The organism is Streptomyces sp. NPDC001373, from assembly GCF_042895815.1.
Taxonomy (GTDB): domain Bacteria; phylum Actinomycetota; class Actinomycetes; order Streptomycetales; family Streptomycetaceae; genus Streptomyces.
Genome location: NZ_JBIAWQ010000012.1, coordinates 21,992 through 41,344, shown reverse-complemented (window position 1 = coordinate 41,344; position 19,353 = coordinate 21,992). Strand labels below are relative to the sequence as shown.

The 19,353-nt window shown below is 74.1% G+C and carries 11 protein-coding genes; 7 read left to right on the top strand and 4 right to left on the bottom strand.

What is annotated here, in order from left to right; genetic code table 11:
* Window positions 1-54: 54 nt before the first annotated feature.
* The 5 genes from ACFY15_RS25255 (at window position 55) to ACFY15_RS25235 (ending at window position 9,255) form a co-directional block, all read left to right on the top strand.
* Entirely contained in the window at window positions 55-3,105 is a 3,051-nt protein-coding gene (locus tag ACFY15_RS25255; protein WP_390687572.1) for an FHA domain-containing protein, read from the top strand.
* A 103-nt stretch (window positions 3,106-3,208) separates the two neighbouring features.
* Window positions 3,209-4,660, top strand: a complete 1,452-nt coding sequence (locus ACFY15_RS25250) for an ABC transporter substrate-binding protein (protein WP_390687536.1) — start codon at window positions 3,209-3,211, stop codon at window positions 4,658-4,660.
* 4 nt (window positions 4,661-4,664) lie between these two features.
* Window positions 4,665-5,993, top strand: a complete 1,329-nt coding sequence (locus ACFY15_RS25245) for a carbohydrate ABC transporter permease (protein ID WP_390687537.1) — start codon at window positions 4,665-4,667, stop codon at window positions 5,991-5,993.
* Window positions 5,990-6,829, top strand: coding sequence for a carbohydrate ABC transporter permease (locus ACFY15_RS25240; protein WP_390687538.1), 840 nt, complete (start codon window positions 5,990-5,992; stop codon window positions 6,827-6,829). The genes ACFY15_RS25245 and ACFY15_RS25240 overlap by 4 nt, the downstream gene beginning before the upstream one ends.
* A 134-nt stretch (window positions 6,830-6,963) precedes the next feature.
* Entirely contained in the window at window positions 6,964-9,255 is a 2,292-nt protein-coding gene (locus tag ACFY15_RS25235; protein ID WP_390687539.1) for a CDP-glycerol glycerophosphotransferase family protein, read from the top strand.
* Window positions 9,256-9,264: 9 nt separating this feature from the next.
* On the opposite strand, the gene ACFY15_RS25230 is transcribed toward ACFY15_RS25235, so the two are convergent.
* From ACFY15_RS25230 to ACFY15_RS25220, 3 genes are all read right to left on the bottom strand, one after another.
* The gene (locus tag ACFY15_RS25230) at window positions 9,265-10,161 is read right to left on the bottom strand and encodes an RNA polymerase sigma-70 factor (RefSeq protein WP_390687540.1); all 897 of its coding nucleotides are present in this window, start codon (window positions 10,159-10,161) and stop codon (window positions 9,265-9,267) included.
* A gap of 136 nt (window positions 10,162-10,297) precedes the next feature.
* Complete coding sequence (locus ACFY15_RS25225) at window positions 10,298-11,527, bottom strand: NAD(P)/FAD-dependent oxidoreductase (RefSeq protein ID WP_390687541.1); 1,230 nt, start codon at window positions 11,525-11,527, stop codon at window positions 10,298-10,300.
* Between the two features lie 104 nt (window positions 11,528-11,631).
* Window positions 11,632-12,273: a TetR/AcrR family transcriptional regulator gene (locus tag ACFY15_RS25220; protein ID WP_390687542.1), complete on the bottom strand. Its 642-nt coding sequence runs from the start codon at window positions 12,271-12,273 to the stop codon at window positions 11,632-11,634.
* Between the two features lie 182 nt (window positions 12,274-12,455).
* Between ACFY15_RS25220 and ACFY15_RS25215 the strand changes: the two genes are divergently transcribed.
* Both ACFY15_RS25215 and ACFY15_RS25210 read left to right on the top strand, forming a co-directional pair.
* Window positions 12,456-13,361 (top strand): ABC transporter permease, encoded by a 906-nt coding sequence (locus tag ACFY15_RS25215; RefSeq protein WP_390687543.1) that lies wholly within the window; start codon window positions 12,456-12,458, stop codon window positions 13,359-13,361.
* Complete coding sequence (locus ACFY15_RS25210; RefSeq protein WP_390687544.1) at window positions 13,354-14,160, top strand: ABC transporter ATP-binding protein; 807 nt, start codon at window positions 13,354-13,356, stop codon at window positions 14,158-14,160. The genes ACFY15_RS25215 and ACFY15_RS25210 overlap by 8 nt, the downstream gene beginning before the upstream one ends.
* Before the next feature lie 80 nt (window positions 14,161-14,240).
* Here the strand turns inward: ACFY15_RS25210 and ACFY15_RS25205 are convergent, their stop codons facing one another.
* A complete protein-coding gene (locus tag ACFY15_RS25205; RefSeq protein ID WP_390687545.1) occupies window positions 14,241-19,208 on the bottom strand; it encodes an NAD-glutamate dehydrogenase in 4,968 nt (1,655 codons plus the stop codon).
* Between the last annotated feature and the right edge of the window lie 145 nt (window positions 19,209-19,353).

Here is a 19,353-nt window from a genome sequence, read left to right as displayed (position 1 = left end):
CCGGGCGCCCCGCACCGCGCACTGCGCTCCGCGCAGAAGGGACCGCTGACGGCGATGCAGATCCGGCTGACCGTCCTCGGGTCGCGCGGCGGCCATCAGGCCGCCACCGCGCCCGCCGGCTGTGACGTGCTCGTCACCGCACCCGCCGGGACCGCGCTGGCCGCGGTGGCCTCCGGGCTCGCGGCGACCGTCGGCGGCCCCGACACGGGCGGGACCGTGGTGTTGTACGCCGGGTCGCGCCGCCTGGACCTCCAGCGCACCGTACTGGGCGAGCCGCCGCTGGTGGACGGGGCCGTGCTGACGCTCCACGTCCCGGCGCCGGACGCCGACGCGCTGGGGGACGACGGACTCGGCGCCCCGCAGCTGCACGTGGTGGCCGGCCCCGACGCGGGCGGCGTGCACCTGCTGCACCCCGGGTCGGTGCGGATCGGGCGCTCGGCCGACGCGGACGTCCCGCTGGACGACCCGGACGTGTCGCGGCTGCACTGCACGGTGACCGTGATGCCGGACGGGCGCGTGGCGGTGGCCGACCTCGGCTCGACGAACGGCACGACGCTGGACGGCGCGGAGGTGGGAGTCCGGGCGGTCGCGCTGGCACCGGGGGCGCTGCTGCGGATCGGCGAGTCCACGCTGCGGCTGGCCACGGGCGGCGGCAGCCGCCTCCCGGTGGCCCCGGACCTGGAGGGCCACCTCGCCCTGACGACCGCCCCGCCCGGCGCCCCGGCCGCCTCCGGCGGCGCCACGGGTACCGGCGACGGCGCGGGCACCTTCGGCGACGGCGCGGGTAGCAGCGGCGGCGGCGCGGGCGCCTCCGGCGGAACGGGCCGGTTCACCGTGGCCGGTACGGGCCGGGACCCCGGCGCGGCCGTCGTCGGCGGAACGGGCCCGGGCGCCGCGGCCCCCGGCCCGGAGGCGGCCTTCCACCACCCCGCCGCGTACCCCGGCCCCTCCGGGGTTCCGGGCGAGCCGGAGCCGCAGGAGGCCCCGCGGCGCAGGCTCGGGGGCATCGGCGCCTGGGCCCGCAAGTGGGTGCGGGGCGAGGAGGAGGCCGTCGTCGAGGCCGTGGAGACGGCGGAGCCCGCTCCGGCCGCCCCCGACGCCGACGACCCCGCCGCGCTGCTGCTCGCCGCGCTCGGACCCACCGGGCGGCTGTGGTCGCGGGGCGCCGGGCACCCCGCGTTCCTGGAGGTGGGGCTCGGCGCCGGCAGCCGGGTGGCGCTGCGCGGGAGCGGCGCGCTCGGGGTCGCGGGCCCGCGGACGCGGCTGATGGGCGTCGCGCGGTCCGTCGTGGCACAGCTCGCCGGGCTGCACGCGCCCGCGCAGCTGGAGATCGTGCTGCTGGCCGCCGACCGCGTCCGGCCCCTCCAGGAGCGCCGCCGCGACTGGGCCTGGCTCGGCTGGCTGCCCCACGTACGCCCCGCGCACGGCCAGGACTGCCGGCTGCTCCTGGCGTACGACCGCGACCAGGCGGCCGCCCGCACCGCCGAGCTGACGCGGCGGCTGGACGACGGTCCGCTGGGCACCGGCTGGGCCACCGCGGATCCGTCGGCCGTGCGCCGGGCGGCCGACGCGTACGAGGGCCCCCGCACCCTGGTGGTCCTCGACGGCGACCCCGGCACCGCCGCCCTGCGCGACCTCACCGGCCGGCTGGCCTCGCACGGCGCCGCCGCCGGCATCCACGTCCTCGCGCTCGCCGAGGCCCCGGCCGCCACCCCCGCCTCCCCGGTGGGGCAGACGTACGACACCGCCTGCGCGGGCACCCCCGCCTTCCGGGACTGCGCCGCCGTCGCCCTGCTCAGCGGGGACGTCGCGACCGCCGTGCGGACCTTCGCGGTCAGCGGCGGCAGGCCCGTCCCGCCGGGCGCCACCGCCGTCGCCGACGGGGTCTCCGCCGCCTGGGCGGAGCGGTTCGCCCGCGCCCTGGCCCCGCTGCGCGCCGACGCCCCGCGGACGGACGGCCACGGCGGCCACCGCACGGCCGCCAGCCTCCCCGTGGGCGCCCGGCTCCTGGACGAGCTCGGGCTGGCGCGCGCCACCCCGGCCTCCCTGATGGCCCGCTGGGCCGCCGCGGCCGACCAGGGCCGGGCCGTGGGCGGGCTGGCCGACGTCGTCCTCGGGGCCGGCCGGCGCGGGCCGGTCGGCGCCGAGCTGGTGCACGACGGCCCGCACCTGTTCGTCGAGGGCCCCGCCGGCAGCGGCCGTACGGAGCTGCTGCGCTCCCTCGCCGCCTCCCTGGCGGCCGGGTCCCGCCCGGACCACCTGGGCCTGCTCCTCCTCGACGGCGCCGGCGGCGAACGCGGCGACGGCCTCCTGCCCTGTACGGAGCTGCCGCACGTGTCGGCGCACCTCGTGGCCTCCGACCCGCTGCGGATGCGGGAGTTCGCGCAGGCCCTCGCCACCGAGCTCAAGCGCCGCCACGAGCTGCTGGACGGCGTGCCGTTCGCCGACTGGCACGGCCGGCGCAGCCTGTCCGACGGGATGGTCTCGCCCCGGGACCCGGGTCCGGGCGAACACCGCGGCGACCTCGATCCGCAGCGCACCGGCACCCTGCGGCTGCGGCCCTCGGGGCCGCGCACCGATCCGGCGGCCGGCCCGAGCCCGCTGCCCCGGCTGGTGCTGCTGGTGGACGACTTCGACGCGCTGGTCGCGCCGGCGCTGGGCAGCACCGGGCGGCCCGCCGCGGGTTCCCTCGTACGGATCCTGGAGGGGGTGGCCCGTGAGGGCGCCCGCCTCGGGGTGCACCTGATCGCCGCCACCGCCCGCCCGGACCGCACCGCGGAGACCGAGCTGGCCCGGCGGGCGGCGCTGCGGGTCGAGCTGGAGGGGCCGGACCGGCCGGGCCCCGGCCGGGGCAGGCTGCTGTACGCCGACGGGCGGGCGGTCCCGTTCCAGGCGGGCCGGGTCACCGGGCGGATCCCGCGCACCGCGACCCTGAGGCCGACCGTGGTCCCGGTGGAGTGGGAGCGGATGGGCGACCCGCCGGCCCGCCGGCCGGTGCGCGAGCTGGGCAACGGGCCGACCGACCTCGCCCTCCTGGCCAGCGCCCTCGACCGGGCCTCGCACCTGGTCTCGGCCATACCTGTGCTGTTCCCGGCGGCCCCCTGACGCCCCGCCGATCCGCGCGACGCGGTATTGCGGGGGTGCGCCGCGCGGCGTAGACCTGGTGGCACGGAGCACACCACGGCCACACGGCATCGGGGGCGGCACCATGCGCGGACAGCACGGACGGTACGGATCGAGCCAGGCGAGAAACCTGGCGGGGAGCCGGACGAGAGGCCCGGCACGGACGCGGGCGCGGGCCTGGGCGGCCCTCGCCGCCGCGGGCGCACTCGCCCTGACGGCGTGCGGGGGCGGGGGAGGCGGCGGCAGCGCCGGCAGCACCCCGTCCACGGGCGGGGAGCAGGCCCACACCGTCGAGTTACCGAAGCTCCCGGGCGAGAAGCTGGAGGTCTCGGCGGTCTGGACGGGGCCCGAGCAGGCCAACTTCACGAAGGTGCTCAAGGAGTTCGAGAAGCGGACGGGCGCGACCGTCACCTTCGTCCCGGCCCAGGACCCCATCGTCACCTTCCTCGGCACCAAGATCGCGGGCGGTCAGCCCCCGGACGTGGCGCTGCTCCCGCAGGTCGGGGCGCTGGCCGCGGCGGTGCGGAACAAGTGGGCGCAGCCGGTGGGCCCGGAGGCCCGGGCGCAGCTCGACGCCAACTACTCGCCGGGCTGGCGGCAGCTGGGGGCGGTCGACGGCACCCAGTACGGCGTCTACTACAAGGCGGCGAACAAGTCGCTGGTCTGGTACAACGCGAACGCCTTCGAGGCGGCGGGCGTCAGGCCGCCGAAGACGTGGAAGGAGCTGCTGGCCGCGGCCGACACCCTCTCGGCCTCCGGCACCGCGCCGGTCTCGGTGGCGGGTGCGGACGGCTGGACGCTGACGGACTGGTTCGAGAACGTCTATCTCTCGCAGGCGGGCCCGCAGAAGTACGACCAGCTGGCGAAGCACCAGATCAAGTGGACGGACGACAGCGTCAAGCAGGCGCTGACCACCCTCGGTGAGCTGTTCGGCCGCAAGGACTTCCTGGCGGGCGGCACGGCCGGGGCGCTGGCGACGGAGTTCCCGAAGTCGGTGACGCAGGTGTTCACCGGGGGCGACCGGCCGGCGGCGGCGATGGTCTTCGAGGGCGACTTCGTGGCGGTGAACATCGGCCAGACGGAAGCGAAGGTCGGCAAGGACGCGCTGGTCTTCCCGTTCCCGGCGGTCGGGGCGAAGGCCCCGGTGGTCTCGGGCGGTGACGTGGCGGTGGCGCTGAAGCCGTCGAAGGGGGCGCAGGCGCTGCTGACGTTCCTGGCTTCGGCGGACGCGGCGCGGATCCAGGCCGGGGAGGGCGGTTTCGTCTCGCCGAACAAGGCGGTGGATTTCGCGGCGTACCCGAACGACATCCAGCGGGGCATCGCGAAAGCGCTGATCGCGGCGGGCGACGACTTCCGCTTCGACATGTCGGACCAGGCGCCGGCCGCGTTCGGCGGGACGCCGGGCGCGGGTGAGTGGAAGGCGCTCCAGGACTTCCTGGCGAACCCGTCGGACGTGGCGGGCGCCCAGGCGAGGCTGGAGGCGGACGCGGCCAAGGCGTGGGGGCCCCTCCCAGCGGCAACCGGGGGAGGGAACTAGGGCGGTGACGAGCACACGGGCGGCCCGGCCCGGCGCGCCGGGCCGCCGGGCGGCCGTGCGGCGGCGGCTGGTCGCGGCGGCGTTCCTGCTGCCGGCGCTGGTCCTGCTGGGCGCGCTGGTGGTGCAGCCCATCGGGTTCTCGCTCTACCGCAGCCTCTTCGACCGTTCCGGGGACGCTTTCGTGGGCGCCGCCAACTACGAGGCGATCGTGCGCGATCCGGCGATCCGCACCGCCCTGCGCAACACGGCGGTGTGGGTGGTGGTGGCCCCGGCCCTGGCCACCGCCCTCGGCCTGGTCTTCGCGGTGCTGACCGAGCGGGTTCGCTGGGGGACGGCGTTCAAGCTGCTGGTGTTCATGCCGATGGCCATCTCGATGCTGGCGGCGGGGATCATCTTCCGGCTGGTGTACGACCAGGACCCGCACCGGGGCGTGGCCAACGCGGTGGCGGTCGGGGTGCACGACACCTTCGCCCCGTCCTCGGCGTTCCCGAAGGCCCGGCCGGGCCTTCACTCGCCGCTGGAGCCCGCCGCGGGCGGTGCGCTCGTGACGCGCGAGCCGGTACGGGCGGGCGTGCCGGCGCTGCTGCCGCTGGTCGGGGTGGCTCCGGAGGCCCTGCCCGAGGGGGCCCGTGCGGCGCGGGCCGCGCAGGCGGTGCCGGGGAAGGTGACGGGCACGGTCTGGCAGGACTTCACCCGGGGCGGGGGCGGCGCGGTGAACGCGGTCGACCCGACGGAGACGGGCCTGTCGGGGATGCGGATCGAGGCGGTGCGCGGCGGCCGGGTGGTGGCGGCGGCGACGGCCCGGGCGGACGGCACGTTCACCCTGCCCGACTCCGCGGACGGCGCCCTGCTGCGGCTGCCGGCGTCGAACTTCCGGGCGGCGTACGCGGGCGTGGAGTGGCTGGGCCCGGTGCTGGTGACCCCGGCGGTGATCGGGGCGTACGTGTGGATGTGGGCGGGGTTCGCGATGGTGCTGATCGGGGCCGGGCTGGCGGCGGTGCCGCGGGAGCTGCTGGAGGCGGCCCGGGTGGACGGGGCGGGTGAGTGGCAGGTGTTCCGGCGGATCACCGTGCCGCTGCTGTCACCGGTGCTGGTGGTGGTCCTGGTGACCCTCGTCATCAACGTCATGAAGATCTTCGACCTGGTCTTCGTGATCGCGCCGGGCGCGGTGCAGGACGACGCGAACGTGCTCGCGCTCCAGCTGTACCGGACCGCCTTCGGCACGGACGCCGACCAGGGGCTGGGCAGTGCCATCGCGGTCCTGCTGCTGGTGCTGGTGGTGCCGGTGATGCTGCTGAATGTCCGCCGGATACGGAAGGGGGCCTCGCGGTGAGCGTCGTCCGGCGTCTCGCGGGGAGCGTGCTGCTGCGCGCCTTCCTCGTGCTGGCCGCGCTGTTCTGGCTGGTGCCCACCCTCGGCCTGCTGGTCTCCTCCTTCCTGTCCCCGGGCGACCTGAACCGGGGCGGCTGGTGGCAGGCGCTGACCGCGCCCTCGCGGCTGACGGCGTCCAACTACGCGCACCTGCTGGCGAACGACACGATCACCGGCTCCCTGCTGAGCACGGTCGCGATCGCGGTGCCGGCGACCCTGCTGGTCCTGGCCCTGGGCGCGCTCGCCGGATACGCCTTCGCCTGCCTGGAGTTCCCCGGCCGGGACTGGCTGTTCCTGGTCGTGGTGGGACTGCTGGTGGTCCCGGTACAGGTGGCGCTGATCCCCGTCTCCGAACTCTTCGGCGCGATCGGGCTGTTCGAGACGACCGCCGGGGTGGTGCTGTTCCACACCGCGTTCGGACTGCCCTTCGCGGTGTTCCTGCTGCGGAACTTCTTCGCGGAGATCCCGCGCGAGCTGCTGGAGGCGGCGCGGCTGGACGGGGCCGGTGAACTGCGGCTGTTCCGGCAGGTGGTGCTGCCGCTGGGCGGTCCGGCGATCGCCTCGCTCGGCATCTTCCAGTTCCTGTGGGTGTGGAACGACATGCTGGTGGCGCTGGTCTTCGCCGACTCGGCGCACCCGCCGGTGACGGTGGCGCTCCAGCAGCAGGTGCGGCAGTTCGGGAACAACATCGACGTGCTGGCGCCGGGCGCCTTCCTGTCGATGGTCGTGCCGCTCGCCGTGTTCTTCGCCTTCCAGAGGCAGTTCGTCACGGGGGTGATGGCCGGAGCGGTCAAATAGCCCGGAAAACCTTCGTGATCATGCCGTTGACGTGCCGTGTTGACGGTGGATCACCCGAATGCCGCAGGGTGCGTGACCCGATCGCCGTGGGGGCGTTCCAGGGGGGCACCTCCAGCGGCGGCTGGGGGAGGAACATGCCCGCGCCGACCCCTGGATGTGCCGTGCCCCGGTTCAGCGTCATCGTGCCCGCGTACAAGGTTCAGGCGTACCTCCAGGAGAGTCTGGACTCGGTCCTGTCGCAGTCCTGCCCGGACGTGGAGCTGATCGCGGTCGACGACGCCTCCCCGGACGCCTGCGGTTCGATCATCGACGAGTACGCGGCCCGCGACCCCCGGGTCACCGCCGTGCACCTGGCGCACAACCTCGGCCTGGGCCCGGCCCGCAACGCGGGCCTGGCCCGGGCCACCGGCGACTACCTGCTCTTCCTCGACGGCGACGACACCCTCGCCCCGGGCGCCCTCCAGGCCATCACCGACCGGCTGAAGGCCACCGGCTCCCCCGACGTCCTCGTCTACGACTACGCCCGCGCCTTCTGGACCGGCGAGGTGGTCCGCAACCGCCTCGCCGACCGGCTGTCCGAGGAGGGCCCGGCCAGCTTCCGGCTCGCCGACCGCCCGGCCCTGCTGGGCATGCTGATGGTGGTGTGGAACAAGGCGTACCGCCGCGAGTACGTGGAGCGCGAGGGCCTGGAGTTCCCGCCCGGCTTCTACGAGGACACCCCCTGGACCTACCCGGCGCTGCTGGCCGCAGAGTCCGTGGCCGTCCTCGACCGGGTCTGCGTGCACTACCGCCAGCGGCGCACGGGGTCGATCCTGACCACCACCAGCCGCCGCCACCTCGACGTCCTCGACCAGTACGACCGGGTCTTCGGCTGGCTCGCCCAGCGCCCCGAGCTGGAGCGCTGGCGCCCGGTGGTGCACCGGCGGATGGCCGAGCACTTCTGCGCCCTGTACGCCGACCCCCGGCGCCTCCCGCGCTCCGGCCGCGCCGAGTTCTTCGCCCGCGCCGGCGCCCTGCTGCGCCGCCACCGCCCCCCGGGCGGCACGGGCGTCCTGCCGCCGGCGCCGAGCCGCACCGACCGGCTGCGGCACAGCCTGATGCACCTCGGTGCCCGCCGCACCTACGGGCTCGCCTCGGCGGCCCGCGCGGCCGGCCTGGCCGCGGCCCGGGCGGGCTCGGCGCTGTGGCGGGGGCTGCGCGAGAGCGCCCTGCGCGCGCACTACCGGATCCAGCGGCTGCTGCCCCTGCGGCCCGAGCTCGCGGTGTTCTCCGCGTACTGGCACGGCGGCTACGCCTGCAACCCGGCGGCCGTCGAGGCCAAGCTGCGCGAGCTCGCCCCGCGGATGCGCACGGCGTGGATCTGCGACCCGCGGCACGCGGCGACCCTGCCCCCGGAGACGACGCCGCTGCGGCCGGGCTCGGCCGCGTACTGGACGGCCCTGGCCCGGGCCACCTACCTGACCACCAACGTCAACTTCGACCGGGCCCTGGTCAAGCGGCCGGGCCAGGTCCTGCTCCAGACCCAGCACGGCACCCCGCTCAAGCGGGTCGGCCTCGATCTCCAGGACCGCCCGGCCGCCGCCCCCACCACGGACTTCGAGGGCCTCCTGCGCGGCGCCGACCAGTGGGACTTCCTGCTCTCCTCGAACCGGCACTCCACCCTGGTCTGGGAGAAGGCCGTCCCCGCCTCCTACACCACCCTGGAGTACGGCTACCCGCGCAACGACCCCTTCCACCGGGCCACCCGGGACGAGGTCCTCGCCCTGCGCGAACGCCTCGGCATCGCGCCGGGCACCACCGCGATCCTGTACGCGCCCACCCACCGCGACTACCGGCGCAGCCGCCCCGAGCACCTGGACTTCGAGCGGGTCCTGCGGGACCTGGGCCCGCGCTTCACGGTCCTGACCCGCACCCACCTCACGTACGCGGGTACCGGCCCCGCCGGCGACCCGCACCCGAGGCTGCTGGACGTCTCCGCGCACCCGTCGGTCGAGGAACTCTGCCTGGCCTCGGACGCGCTCGTCACCGACTACTCCTCCCTGATGTTCGACTACGCGTCCCTGGACCGGCCGATCGTGATCCACGCGGACGACTGGGAGGCGTACGAGGCCGCCCGCGGCACCTACTTCGACCTGCGGGCCTGCCCTCCGGGGGCGATCGCCCGGACCGAGGACGAGCTCGTCGACATCTTCACCACCGGCCACTGGCGGGGCTCCCGCTCGGCCCAGCTGCGCGCCGCGTTCCGCGCGCGGTTCTGCTCGTACGACGACGGGTACGCGGCCGAACGCGTGGTGCGCCGGGTCTTCCTGGGGCAGCAGACCCCGCTGCCGGCCGTCACCCCGCCGCAGGACCGCCGTCCCGCGCCGCCGGCGACGGCCGCGGCGGCCGAGGCCCGCACGCCGCTGCCGGCGGGCCTGTGGCCGTAGGGGCTCCGGTCAGCGCAGGGTGAGGGGGGTCGGGGACAGGACGTGGGTCAGCTTCTCGGGGTTGCGAACGTAGTAGAGGCCGGTGATGCGGGCGCCCTCGATCCGCATCGCCATGACCCCGTCGAGCTCGCCGTCCAGGTGGGCGACCAGTGCCGGGGTCCCGTTGACCAGGGTGGGGGTGAGGGTGAGCGAAAGCCTGGTCTTGCCGAGGCCGCCGAGCAGGAAGCGGGCCACCTTGTCGGCCCCGCCGACCGGCCGCAGCGCGGCCTGCTTGAAACCGCCGCCGTCGCCGATCAGGACCACGTCGGGGGCGAGCACGTCGAGGAGGGTCTGCGGGTCGCCGGTCTCCACGGCCCGCAGGAAGGACTGCACCGCCGCGGAGGCCGCGCCCGGCGAGACCGCCTGGCGCGGGCGGCGGGCGTCGACGTGCCGGCGGGCGCGGTGCGCGATCTGGCGCACCGCGACGGGGGTCCTGTCCACGGCGGCGGCGATCTCCTCGTAGCCGAAGTCGAAGGCCTCGCGCAGCACGAAAACGGCGCGCTCGGTCGGCGAGAGGGTCTCCAGGACGAGCATCATCGCCATCGACACACTCTCGGCGAGCTCGACGTCCTCGGCGACGTCGGGCGCGGTGAGCAGCGGCTCGGGCAGCCACTGGCCGACGTAGGCCTCCTTGCGGCGCTGGAGGCTGCGCAGCCGGTTGAGGGCCTGGCGGGTGGTGATCCGGACCAGGTAGGCGCGCTGCTCGCGGACCTGGGCCAGGTCGACGCCGACCCAGCGCAGCCAGGTCTCCTGGAGGACGTCCTCGGCGTCGGCGGCCGATCCGAGCATCTCGTAGGCGACGGTGAAGAGCAGGTTGCGGTGGGCGACGAACGCGTCGGTCGCCGGGTCGGCGGGTTCGGTGGTCATGTGTCGGTGCCTCTCCTCGGCCGCCGGCGCCGGCCGGCGGTGGTCTTCGGACGTACGCCCGCCGCGGGATCGTCTTCCTCGGGGGCGCGCCGCCAGTGGTGTCGCACGGGCCGGACCCGCCCGCGAACCGCCGCGCTCAGACCGCCTCGACGGCGGCCGGCGTTCCCGCGGCCGGCGTTCCCGCGGCCGGCGTTCCCGCCTCCCGGGCGCGCAGCAGCTCCCGCCGCTTGGGGTCCTTGCTCCACCAGGTGCGCGCACCGGGCTTGCGCGCCTCGTACGCCAGCTGCCAGGGCACGCCCTTGCAGACCAGTTCCTTGAGCCGGGCGGCCGGGCGGCCGGCCAGGTGGTACCTGCGGGGGGTGTCGTCCTTGGCGGCGAGCTGGAGGACCCCGTCGCGGCGGCCCAGGCTGACGCACTGGGCGACGAAGCCGACGTCGATGGGGGCGGGCCGCTCGCCGGCGATCCGGCTGAGCACCGTCTCGGCGGCCTGCGGGCCCAGCTGGACCGCGGCCTGGCAGCTCATCCGCAGCGGCAGGTCCGAGGGGGCCGCCGAGTCGCCGGCCGCGACAATCCTCACGTCGTCCACGCTGGTCAGGGTCTCGTCCGTGAGCAGCCGGCCCAGGGCGTCGGTGCTCAGGCCGCTGCGCGCGGCCAGGTCCGGCACGCCGAATCCGGCGGTCCAGACGGTGGTCCCGCCCGTCAGTTCCCGGCCGTTAGCGAGGTGCACGGCGTCGGCGGTGACCGCCACCACCCTGGCGCCGGGGCCTTCGAGGACGGTGACGCCGAGCGCGGTCAGCCGCCGGGCGACCGCGCGGCGGCCGCGGGGGTGCAGGGAGGGCCCGAGCGTCACGCCGCCGGCCAGGGTCACGGCGCGGCCCTCCGCCGCCAGCTCGGCGGCGGTCTCGATGCCGGTCGTACCACCGCCGACGACCGTCACGGGGGCATGCGCGGGCGCGGCGTCGAGGGCGGCGCGCAGGCGCCGGGCGTCCTCGAAGGTGGCCAGCGGGTGGGCGTGCTCCGCGGCCCCGGGGACGTTCGCGCCGGCGCTGCCGCTGCCCACCGCGTACACCAGGTGGTCGAAGCCGGCCGTGCCGCCGCTCGCCAGCACGACGCGGCGCCCGGGGGCGTCGATGCGGGTCACGGTGTCGACCAGCAGCCGGACGCGCCCGCTCAGGACCTTCCCGTAGTCGAGGGCGGCCTCGTGGGTCCCGGCCGCCAGCTGGTGCAGGCGGATCCGCTCGACGAACTCCGGCCGCGGGTTGACCAGGGTCACGCTCACGTCGTCGCGCCGCGTCAGGCGGTTGGCCGCCATGACGCCCGCGTATCCGCCGCCGATGACGAGGACTTCGGTGTTCTTCGCGCTCATGGTGTCTCCTCCGGCTCCAGGGGGTCGACCACAGGACACCGGGGATCCCCCGAACGTGACACGTGTGCGGCGGATCACACCGGCGGCCGGCCCCGCCGGGGAGGTCAGTCGGCCTTCAGTCCGGCGACCACGGAGCGGGCGAGACCGTCCAGGTAGGCGGCCGGTACGGCGTCGCCCACCACCACCTGCCGCCAGTACAGCGGGCCGATCGCCAGGTCCAGGGCCCGCTCCGGGGAGGCCGACTCCTCCAGCTCGCCGCGCGCGACGGCCTCCGCGACGATCCCCTCGGCGAGGCGGCGCTGGCCGTCGAGCAGGGCTCCGCGCACCGCGTCGGCGATCTCCGGGTTCCGCGCGGCCTCCACCAGCAGGTCGGGGATCACGGCCGAGGCCACCGGGTGCCGCAGCACGTGCGTCATGACCTCCAGCAGCGCCCGTACGTCCCCGTAGAGGGAGCCGGTGGCCGGGACGGGCAGGCCGTCGGTGGCGAAGGCGCCGATCAGGTCGAGGACCAGGTGCAGCTTGGACTTCCAGCGCCGGTACACCGCCGTCTTGCCGACTCCGGCCCGCCGGGCGATGCCCTCGATGGACATCCGGGCGAAGCCGACCTCGGCCAGCTCCGCGAGCACCGCCCCGCGGATCGCCTCCGTGACGTCCTCGCGCAGGACGGCCGCCCCGGCGGGGGCGCGGCGGGCCGGGGCGGGAGCGGGCACGGGGGCGGCGGTCGGGGGGGCGGGCTCGTTGGTCATGGACAGAGCATAGCCGCGGACGCCGCCACTGACCCGTCACAACGATACGGTTGCGTTCCGACGAGGAGCGGCCTAACCTCGCCGTAGCGACGATACGGACCCGTCCCGTCGCCCGGCCCCCTCCTCCGGACCCCCTCCGGGGCCCGGCCGGCGGCGCCCCGACCCCGTCGAAAGCGAAGCCCGTGACCCGAGCGACCACCGCGCCACCCGCCGCGGCCCCCGCCACCCCCGCGGAACTGGCGGCGGCCCACGGCCTGACCCTCAGCGGCGCCCGTCCCTCCCTGCCCAGCTACGTCGCGCAGCTCTGGGACCGCCGCCACTTCGTGATCGCGTACGCCACCGCGCGCATGCACGCCACGTACAGCACGGCCAAGCTCGGCCAGGTCTGGCACCTGATGACCCCGCTGCTGAACGCGGCCGTCTACTACTTCATCTTCGGCATCGTGATGCACGCCAGCCACGGCGTGCCCGACTACGTGCCGTTCCTGATCACCGGCGTCTTCGTCTGGGACTTCATCGGCAGCTCGATCAACGCCGGCACCCGCGCCGTCCACAGCAACCTCGGCCTGGTCCGGGCCCTGCACTTCCCCCGCGCCAGCCTGCCCCTGTCCACGGTGGTCCAGCTCTTCCAGCAGCTGCTGGTCACCATGGGCGCCCTGGTCATCCTGCTGCTGGCCTTCGGACAGATGCCCTCCCCGAGCTGGCTGCTCGCCGCCCCGGCCCTCTTCCTGATGGCCGTCTTCTGCGCGGGCTGCGCGATGGTCATGGCCCGCATCGGCAGCAAGAACCCGGACGTCAGCCAGCTGATGCCGTTCGTCCTGCGGACCTGGATGTACTCCTCGGGCGTGATGTGGTCCATCGACGCCATGCTGCGGTCGGACCACCTGCCGCACTGGGTCACGATCATGCTCAAGCTCAACCCCGCGGCCGTCTACATCGACCTGATGCGCTTCGCGCTGATCGACAGCTTCAAGGCCTCGCAGCTCCCCCACCACGTCTGGCCGATCGCCATCGGCTGGGCCCTGCTCGCCGGCATCGGCGGCTTCGTCTACTTCTGGAAGGCAGAGGAGGAGTACGGCCGTGGCTGACACCCTGACCCGCACCGGCGGCGACACCGGCGCCGCCGCCGACACCCGTGTCCCGACCGTCATCGCCGACGAGGTGCACGTCGTCTACAAGGTGAACTCCGGCGGCCGCAAGGGCGGGGCCACCGCCGCGCTCAGCCGCATCTTCTCCCGCAAGCCCGCCCCGGGCGTCCGCGAGGTGCACGCCGTCCGGGGCGTCAGCTTCACCGCCTACAAGGGCGAGGCCATCGGCCTCATCGGCACCAACGGCTCGGGCAAGTCCACTCTCCTCAAGGCCATCGCCGGCCTCCAGCCCGTGGCCCGCGGCGCCGTCTACTCGCACGGCCAGCCCTCCCTCCTCGGGGTGAACGCGGCCCTGATGAACGACCTCACCGGCGAGCGGAACGTGGTCCTCGGCGGACTGGCGATGGGCATGACCAAGCAGCAGATCCGCGAGCGCTACCAGGACATCGTCGACTTCTCCGGCATCAACGAGAAGGGCGACTTCATCTCCCTGCCCATGCGCACCTACTCCTCCGGCATGGGCGCCCGGCTGCGCTTCTCCATCGCCGCCGCCAAGGACCACGACGTCCTGATGATCGACGAGGCCCTCGCCACCGGCGACGCCGCCTTCCAGCGCCGCAGCCAGGCCCGCATCGAGGAACTCCGCGCCCAGGCCGGCACCGTCTTTCTGGTCAGCCACTCCATCGGCACGGTCCGCGACACCTGCGACCGGGCGATCTGGCTGGAATCGGGCGTCATCCGCATGGACGGCCCCTCCAAGGAGGTATGCGACGCCTACGAGGCCTTCACCCGCGGCTGAGGCCGCCCACCAGGCCGAACGGGCCGGGCCCGGAACCCCGAAGGGTTCCGGGCCCGGCCCGTTTCCGTCCGCCCGCGCGACTATCCGTGCACCCGCAGCAGCGACCGCATCGTGCGCATCGCCACCGACAGGTTCGCCAGGTCGAAGTCGTCCGAGCCCCGGATCTCGTCCAGGGTCGTCCGCGCCCGGCCGATCAGCGCCGCGTTCTTCTCCTCCCACGCCTTGAAGCGCTCCTCGGGAGTCGAGTCCCCGTTGCCCACCGACAGCACGTCCGCGGTCAGCGCCGCGTGCGCCGCGAACAGGTCCTCGCGGATCGACGCACGGGCCATCGACTGCCAGCGGTCCGACCGCGGCAGCTCGATGATCCGGTCCATCAGCTGCGTGATGTCCAGCCGGTCGGCGAGGTCGTAGTACACCTCGGCGACGGCCAGCGGGTCCACGCCCGTACGGTCGGCGGTGGCGACGATGTCCAGCGTCGGGAAGGCCGACGAGAACCCGGCCACCTTCGCCGCGAGCTCCGAGGGCACGCCCTCGCTGGTGAGCTCGTCCATCACCGACTGGTACCACTCCAGGTCCGCGCCGCGCACCAGCTTCGGCAGCTCGGCCCACACCTGCGCCACCCGCGTGCTGAACAGCTCGACGGTCTCGGTGATCTGGAGCGGCTGCGGCCGGTTGTTCAGCAGCCAGCGCGTACCGCGCTCCACCAGACGCCGCGAGTGCAGCCGGATCCGGGTCTGGACGTCGGCCGCGACCCGGTTGTCCAGGGCCTCGACGGCGTCCCACACCTCGGCCATGCCGAAGATCTCGCGGGCCGACAGCTGCGCCCGGACGATCTCCTCCAGCGAGGCCCCGGTCTCCTCCCGCAGACGGTGCAGGAAGGTCGAGCCGCCGGAGTTGACGGTGTCGTTGACCAGGAGGGTGGTGATGATCTCCCGGCGCAGGGCGTGCGCGTCGACCTGCTCCGGGAACTTCGCCACCAGGGCGCCGGGGAAGTAGGCGTGCAGCAGACGGCGCAGGTACGGGTCGTCCGGCAGCTCGGTGTGGATGAGCTCGTCCGCCACGGTGATCTTGGTGTAGGCGAACAGGACGGCCAGCTCCGGCTGCGTCAGGCCGCGGCCGGTGTTCAGCAGCTCTCGGATCTGCCGGTCGTTGGGCAGGAACTCCAGCTGGCGGTCCAGCTGCCCGTCACGGCCCAGGCGGCGCATGAAGCGCTGCTGGGCGTGGAGCAGGCTCGACGCCTGGGCGGAGCCGTTGGCCAGGGCCACGTTCTGCGCGTAGTTGTTGCGCAGCACCAGGCGGCCGACCTCGTCCGTCATCTCGGCGAGCAGCTTGTTGCGCTGCTTGACCGTCATGTCGCCCTCGGTGACCAGCGCGTTGAGCAGGATCTTGATGTTCACCTCGTGGTCCGAGGTGTCCACGCCCGCGCTGTTGTCGATGGCGTCGGTGTTGACCTTGCCGCCCTCGCCGTCGGCGCCGGTACGGGCGAACTCGATACGGCCCAGCTGGGTCAGGCCCAGGTTGCCGCCCTCGCCGATGACCTTCGCGCGCACGTCCGAGCCGTTGACGCGGATGGCGTCGTTGGCCTTGTCGCCGACGTCGGCGTGCGTCTCGGCCGTCGCCTTGACGTACGTGCCGATGCCGCCGTTCCACAGCAGGTCCACCGGGGCCTGCAGGATCGCCTGCATCAGGTCGGCCGGGGTCATCTTGGTGACGCCCGCCTCGATGCCGAGGGCCGCCCGCATCTGCGCGTTGACCGGGATGGCCTTCGCGGAACGCGGGTGGATGCCGCCGCCCGCCGACAGCAGCTCCGTGTCGTAGTCCGCCCACGAGGAGCGCGGCAGCTCGAACAGGCGCCGGCGCTCCGCGTACGAGACGGCCGCGTCCGGGGTCGGGTCGATGAAGATGTGCCGGTGGTCGAAGGCGGCGACCAGGCGGATGTGCTCGGACAGCAGCATGCCGTTGCCGAAGACGTCACCGGACATGTCGCCGACGCCGACGACGGTGAAGTCCTCGGTCTGGGTGTCGTGGCCCAGCTCGCGGAAGTGCCGCTTGACGGACTCCCAGGCACCGCGGGCCGTGATGCCCATGCCCTTGTGGTCGTAGCCGGCCGAGCCGCCCGACGCGAAGGCGTCGCCCAGCCAGAAGCCGTACGACTCGGCGACGCCGTTGGCGATGTCCGAGAAGGTGGCCGTGCCCTTGTCGGCGGCGACGACCAGGTAGGTGTCGTCCCCGTCGTGGCGGACCACGCCCTTGGGCGGCACGACCTCGCCCGCGACCATGTTGTCGGTGATGTCGAGCAGCGCCGAGATGAAGATCTTGTACGAGGCGACACCCTCGGCGAGCCACGCGTCGCGGTCCACCGACGGGTCCGGCAGGTTCTTGGCGACGAAGCCGCCCTTGGCGCCGACCGGCACGATGACGGTGTTCTTGACCATCTGCGCCTTGACCAGGCCGAGGATCTCCGTACGGAAGTCCTCGCGGCGGTCGGACCAGCGCAGGCCGCCTCGCGCGACCTTGCCGAAGCGCAGGTGGACGCCCTCGACGCGCGGGGAGTACACCCAGATCTCGAACGCGGGGCGCGGGGCCGGCAGGTCCGGGATGGCCTGCGGGTCGAACTTCATCGACACGTACGCGTGCTGCTCGCCCGCGGCGTTCGGCTGGAAGAAGTTCGTGCGCAGGGTGGCCTTGATCAGCGTCAGGAACGCCCGCAGGATGCGGTCCTCGTCGAGCGAGGCGACCTGGTCCAGGGCCCCGTCCAGCTCCTCCAGCATGGCGTCGACGAGCTCGGTGCCGGCGGACTGGCGGCCCGGCGACATCCGCGCCTCGAAGAGGGAGACCAGCAGCCGGGTGGTGTGGACGTTGTTGCGGAGGGTGTCCTCCATGTAGTCCTGGCTGAAGGTGGAGCCCGCCTGGCGCAGGTACTTGGCGTACGCGCGCAGGACGACGGCCTGCCGCCAGGTGAGCCCGGCGCCCAGGACGAGGGTGTTGAAGTTGTCGTTCTCGGCCTCGCCGGTCCACACCGCCGCGAAGGCCTCCTGGAACCGCTCGCGCGCGTCGTCGCCGAGGTAGCTGTCCCCGTTGCCGCTGGACAGCGGCATCCGCAGGCCGAAGTCGTAGATCCAGGCGCTCACCCGGTCGCTGCGGCGCAGCTCGTACGGGCGCTCGTCGGTGACCTCGACGCCCAGGCGCTGGAGGACCGGCAGGACCGCGGACAGGGAGACCTGCTCGCCCTCGCGGTAGATCTTGAAGCGGCGCTCGCCCGGGCCCGCACCGACGGGCTCGTACAGGGAGAGCGCGAACTCGCGGTCGCTCGCGGACAGCCGCTCCAGGTGGCACAGGTCCGACACGGCCATGCGCGGCGTGTGGTCGGCCTTGTAGCCCTCGGAGAAGGAGCCGCTGTACTTGCGCAGCAGCTCGGCGGCGCGCTCCTCGCCCAGCTCGGCGGTCAGGGCCTCGCCGAAGCCGTCGCTCCAGGAGCGTGCCGCCTCGACCAGGCGGGACTCGACGCGCTCGACGTCGGCGTCGGTCAGCGCGGGCAGCTGGGTGCCCTGCGGGACGCGGACGACGAAGTGGATGCGGGAGAGGATCGACTCGGTGTTCCAGGCGGTGAAGTCGACGCTGGTGCCGCCGAGCTCCTCCTTCAGGATGTCCATCAGGCGCAGCCGGACGCCGGTGGTGAACCGGTCGCGCGGCAGGTAGACCAGCGCCGAGTAGTAGCGGCCGTACTCGTCCTGGCGCAGGTAGAGCCGCAGGCGGCGGCGTTCCTGGAGGTACAGGACGGAGGTGGCGATCTCGCGGAGCTTGTCGACCGGGGTCTGGAACAGCTCGTCGCGCGGGTAGGTCTCCAGGATCTGGAGCAGGTCGCGGCCGTCGTGGCTGGACGGCGAGAAGCCGGCGCCCTCGAGGACCTCGGAAACCTTGCGGCGGATCACCGGGACGCGGCGCACGGACTCGGTGTACGCGGCGGAGGAGAACAGGCCGAGGAAGCGGCGCTCACCGACCACGTTGCCCTCGGCGTCGAACTTCTTCACGCCGACGTAGTCGAGGTACGAGGGGCGGTGCACGGTGGCGCGGCTGTTGGCCTTCGTCAGCACCAGCAGCCGGTGCTCGCGGGCCTTGGCGCGGGCGTCGGCCGGCAGCCGGTTGAAGGACGGCGAGACGGGGTGCGCGTCCTCCTGGGCGTGGTGGACCGGGTCGGAGCGCAGGATGCCGAGGCCGGTGCCGGGGACGGCCGCGAGGGCGTCGCCGTCGACCAGGTTGTACTCGCGGAAGCCGATGAAGGTGAAGTGGTCGTCGGCCAGCCAGCGCAGCAGCTCGCGGGCCTCCTCCTGCTCGTACTCGCGCAGGTCCGGGGCGGTCGGCTCGTTCGCCAGCTCGTCGGCGATGCGCAGCGCGGTGTCACGCATCTTCTCCCAGTCCTCGACGGACTCGCGGACGTCGGACAGGACGCGCAGCAGGTCGCCGGTGATCTGCTTGAGGTCGGCCCTGTCGGTCTCACGGTCGATCTCGACGTGGATCCACGACTCGACGAGGGAGTCGTGGGGGCGCGCGGTCCTGGGACCGTGGGCGTCGCAGTCGGGACCGAGGATCTCGATCAGCTTGCCGGTGACGTCACGGCGCACGACGACCTGCGGGTGGATCACGACGTGGATGCCGCGGCCCTGGCGGGACAGCTCGTTGGTGACCGAGTCCACGAGGAACGGCATGTCGTCCGTGACCACCTCGACGACCGAGTGGCTGGAGGTCCAGCCGTTCTCCTCGACCGTGGGGGTGTGCACGCGCACGCTCGCCGTCCCCTGCGGGCGGTTCTCGGCCAGCCGGTAGTGGGAGAGCGCCGCGCCGAACACGTCGACCGGGTCGCGGTCCGCGAGGTCCTCGGGGGCCGTGTGCAGGTAGTAGCGCTGGAGGTAGGCGAGCGTCGCGCCCTGTCCGGGGTGCTCCCCGTGCTCGGACCCAGTCGGAAGTAGCCCCCCGGCCGGGCTGTTCTCAGCTACCCGTGCCGCCCGCGCGAGCAGCTCGGCCTTTGCTTCGTCCAGCTTGGTCTGCATGTCCTCTGGCTCCTGTCGCGCGCCATTGCGTGACGTAGGGGAAGGAAGGAATGACAAAGCGCCGCGATGAGGCGGGAAGTCCGTCCGGATCCGGTCGCGACGCATCGTCGTCGGGAGAGCCGCCGGGGAGTGCTTCGACCGTGAT

Coding starts and splice junctions, on each gene's coding strand:
- ACFY15_RS25255 (WP_390687572.1), top strand. CDS start 55: ATGCAGATCCGGCTGACCGTCCTCGGGTCGCGCGGCGGCCATCAGGCC.
- ACFY15_RS25250 (WP_390687536.1), top strand. CDS start 3,209: ATGCGCGGACAGCACGGACGGTACGGATCGAGCCAGGCGAGAAACCTG.
- ACFY15_RS25235 (WP_390687539.1), top strand. CDS start 6,964: ATGCCCGCGCCGACCCCTGGATGTGCCGTGCCCCGGTTCAGCGTCATC.
- ACFY15_RS25230 (WP_390687540.1), bottom strand. CDS start 10,161: ATGACCACCGAACCCGCCGACCCGGCGACCGACGCGTTCGTCGCCCAC.
- ACFY15_RS25225 (WP_390687541.1), bottom strand. CDS start 11,527: ATGAGCGCGAAGAACACCGAAGTCCTCGTCATCGGCGGCGGATACGCG.
- ACFY15_RS25220 (WP_390687542.1), bottom strand. CDS start 12,273: ATGACCAACGAGCCCGCCCCCCCGACCGCCGCCCCCGTGCCCGCTCCC.
- ACFY15_RS25205 (WP_390687545.1), bottom strand. CDS start 19,208: ATGCAGACCAAGCTGGACGAAGCAAAGGCCGAGCTGCTCGCGCGGGCG.